Genomic DNA, 3,344 nt, shown 5'->3' with positions numbered 1-3,344 from the left:
CTTTTCCACTTCCGTTTCCAGGTTTACAATAGATTAAGTACGGTTTTTATTTGTCATAAACAGAAATAGATAGCTTCAATAAAATTAGAAGATTTGAAATTTATATTAGTTGCGTTTTTTATATGATCATCCTCATATTTTTTTTCGGCACGAACATCAATGATTTGATTTTTTTTTGATTAAATCTCTAAATAATTCTTATTCAATTACTTCAATTTTGGACTTAGTCAAATTGATTTGACCAAATTTCATTTAAGAAATAAAGAGAAGTAATAGTATTTTATTTTTGATTATGTTGTTCTTATTTAAATATACTAAAGTGTTTATTAAATATTATTTTGAGAGCTTTCTCTTAGTTACTTTAATGTAAATTTGTTATTCTTAACAAGAAAATAAACAAAATCTTGAAAAGAGTTTTAAAAAAAAATTTTCCACAGAAAACATGTCCTATTTGTAACTTAAGTTTTCAATGGAGAAAAAAGTGGGAAAAAAATTGGAATGAAGTAATTTATTGTAGTAAAAAATGCAGGAACAAAAGGCAATAATTTGGTTTAGAAATAATTTGAGAGTACTTGATAATAAAGTATTATTTGAAGCATCAAAATCACACAAAGAAATAATTGCGTACTATAACTTTGACTCTAACTACTTTAAGAAGGATCGTTGGGGTTTTTTAAGAACTGAAAAGTTTAGAGCTAAGTTTTTAATTGAAACCATTCAAGAGCTTGAAAAATCGTTGTTAGAGTTAAATATTTCACTAATAATAGATAACTGCGAATCAACTAATGGATTAATAGACGTTTTAAAGAAGCATAAAATTAGCACTCTATATTATCAAAAAGAGTGGACAGAGGAAGAAAAAAAAGACGAAAAAAACTTAATAAATAATCTCCCTGAGGGATGTAATTTTAAATCGGAATATGATCAGTTTTTATTTCATCCAGAGGACATAATGAATGATGTAATTGAGATACCTGATGTTTTTTCAAGCTTCAGAAAAAAGATCGAAAAGAAAATTAAGATTAGAGAGTGTTACCCTTCTCCAAATAAGCTTGATAAATCTAATTTGTTGAATGAAAGATTTGATATTCCAAAATTAGAAGATTTAAATCTTGAGTCATTTAAAACGAATCCATACAGTGCGTTTCCATTTAAAGGAGGAGCCGAATCTGCAATCAATAGAATTGATTTTTATTTTTGGAAATCAAAGAAATTAGAATTCTATAAAAAAACTCGAAATGGCTTATTAAAGACGGATTATAGCTCTAAACTATCAAGCTGGTTAGCCAACGGGTCAATATCAGCAAGACAAATTTATTGGCAAGTAAAAAAGTTTGAAGATAAAGTTGTTAAAAATCAATCTACGTATTGGCTTATTTTCGAGTTAATTTGGAGAGATTTTTTTAAATATATATCCATTAAGTATGGAAATAATATTTTTAGATTGGGAGGACTCCATTCTAAATCCAATTCTTGGACAATAGATACAGAAAAAATAAATAGTTGGATAAATGGAAAAACTAAAGAGTCTTTCATTAACGCAAATATGATAGAATTAAGAAAAACAGGCTGGATGAGTAACAGAGGCAGACAAAATGTTGCTTCATATTTAACTAAAGACCTATTAATAGACTGGAGAGTTGGAGCCTCTTACTTCGAATCTATGCTAATTGATTACGATGTTCACAGTAATTATGGAAATTGGATATACAATTCTGGAGTAGGAAATGATCCAATGCCAGAAAGAAAATTCAATATTAAATTTCAAGCAGAAAGATATGATCCAAATAATTCTTTTCAAAATCTATGGCTAAATAAACAATATGAACTTGACATGTAGTATAATATTTCCAAATCAGTTGTTCAAAGAATATTCTTTATTAAAAAAAAGTAATGAAGTTTTTTTAATTGAAGAATTTATTTTTTTTAAACAATATAATTTTCACAAACAAAAAATTTTATTTCATAGGTCTTCAATGAAATATTATAATGAATACTTAGATAAAATGGGAGTTAAAGTTAATTATATTGATTCCTATAATGATTTATCAGATATTAGAAATTTAATTCCAAATTTGTCACAAAAAGGGTTCAATGAAATTGAGTACATAGATACAGTTGATTACCTTTTAGAGAGAAGGATAAATAAAACTGCTCGTGAAAATAAAATAAAATTAGTAAAACACGACTCCCCCCTTTTTATTAATGGAACTCAGGACTTAGAGAGTTTCTTTAAACCTGAAAAAAAGAAATTTTTTCAAACAACATTTTATATAAGTCAAAGAAAAAAATTAAATATTCTTGTTGATGATAAGCTAAACCCTGAAGGTGGAAACTGGTCTTTTGATACTCTAAACAGAAAAAAGTATCCGAAAAAATTAGTTCCTCCAACCATTAGTTTTCCTGAAAGAAATAAATTTCTTTCTGAGGGTGTCCAATATGTTGAAAAATATTTTCCAAAAAACTATGGAATTATTAATGAAGATTTTAAATACCCAAATAACCATTCGGATTCAGAAAACTGGCTTCATGATTTTTTAAAAAATAGATTTGAAGATTTTGGATTTTATGAAGATGCAATTGTTGATGAGGAGGTCTCACTTAATCACAGTTTATTAAGTCCTTTAATCAATAGTGGACTTATTTCACCAAAGCTTGTAGTGGATCAAGCAATTTCATTTTATAATAAAAATAAAACTCCCTTAAATTCTGTAGAAGGTTTTGTAAGACAGATAATAGGCTGGAGAGAGTTTATAAGGGGTGTCTACATATCAAAAGGAAGTCAGGAAAGAACAAGAAATTTTTGGAATTTCAATAAAAAAATTCCAGCAAGTTTTTACTCTGGTACAACAGGAATAGGACCAGTAGATAAGACTATAAAAAAGATTAATGAAACTGGGTATTGTCATCATATTGAAAGGCTAATGGTTTTAGGAAACTTTATGGTTTTATGTGAGTTTGATCCTGATGAAGTTTACAAATGGTTTATGGAAATGTTTATTGACTCCTATGATTGGGTGATGGTTCCAAATGTGTATGGTATGAGTCAATATAGTGATGGAGGACTAATGTCTACTAAGCCATATATATCAAGTAGCAACTATTTGTTTAAAATGAGTAATTATCAAAAAGGTGAATGGCAAATAATTTGGGATGGATTATTTTGGAGATTCATGGATAATCATCGAGAATTTTTTGTAAAAAACCCTAGGATGAGAATGCTAATTAGCACATTTGATAAAATGAATCATGAGAAAAAAAATAATCTTTTAGAAAAAGCCGAAACTTTTCTTAATAAACAATAAAAAAAGACCTCTAATTAGAGGTCTTTTTAGATTATACAG

4 protein-coding genes are annotated in these 3,344 nt (G+C 27.4%); 3 read left to right on the top strand and 1 reads right to left on the bottom strand.

Translation table 11 applies throughout. The features are described 5' to 3' along the window. Positions 1-53: 53 nt before the first annotated feature. Positions 54-161 (bottom strand): hypothetical protein, encoded by a 108-nt coding sequence (locus AC3ATN_RS02240; RefSeq protein ID WP_487531599.1) that lies wholly within the window; start codon positions 159-161, stop codon positions 54-56. A gap of 243 nt (positions 162-404) precedes the next feature. On the opposite strand from AC3ATN_RS02240, the gene AC3ATN_RS02235 reads away from it, so the two are divergent. The 3 genes from AC3ATN_RS02235 to AC3ATN_RS02225 are packed head-to-tail and all read left to right on the top strand — an operon-like array spanning position 405 to position 3,305. After that, positions 405-545 (top strand): DUF2256 domain-containing protein, encoded by a 141-nt coding sequence (locus AC3ATN_RS02235; protein ID WP_487531594.1) that lies wholly within the window; start codon positions 405-407, stop codon positions 543-545. Continuing rightward, on the top strand, positions 524-1,840 hold the full coding sequence (locus AC3ATN_RS02230) for a DASH family cryptochrome (RefSeq protein WP_487531593.1): 1,317 nt from the start codon (positions 524-526) through the stop codon (positions 1,838-1,840). Before AC3ATN_RS02235 ends, AC3ATN_RS02230 begins: the two co-directional genes overlap by 22 nt. Further along, positions 1,824-3,305: a cryptochrome/photolyase family protein gene (locus AC3ATN_RS02225; RefSeq protein ID WP_487531592.1), complete on the top strand. Its 1,482-nt coding sequence runs from the start codon at positions 1,824-1,826 to the stop codon at positions 3,303-3,305. Before AC3ATN_RS02230 ends, AC3ATN_RS02225 begins: the two co-directional genes overlap by 17 nt. Positions 3,306-3,344: the final 39 nt, after the last annotated feature.

This window comes from Candidatus Marivariicella sp. (genome assembly GCF_983056325.1).
Note: the sequence above shows the minus strand (reverse complement) of the source record. Positions and strands in the feature narration are given on the sequence as shown.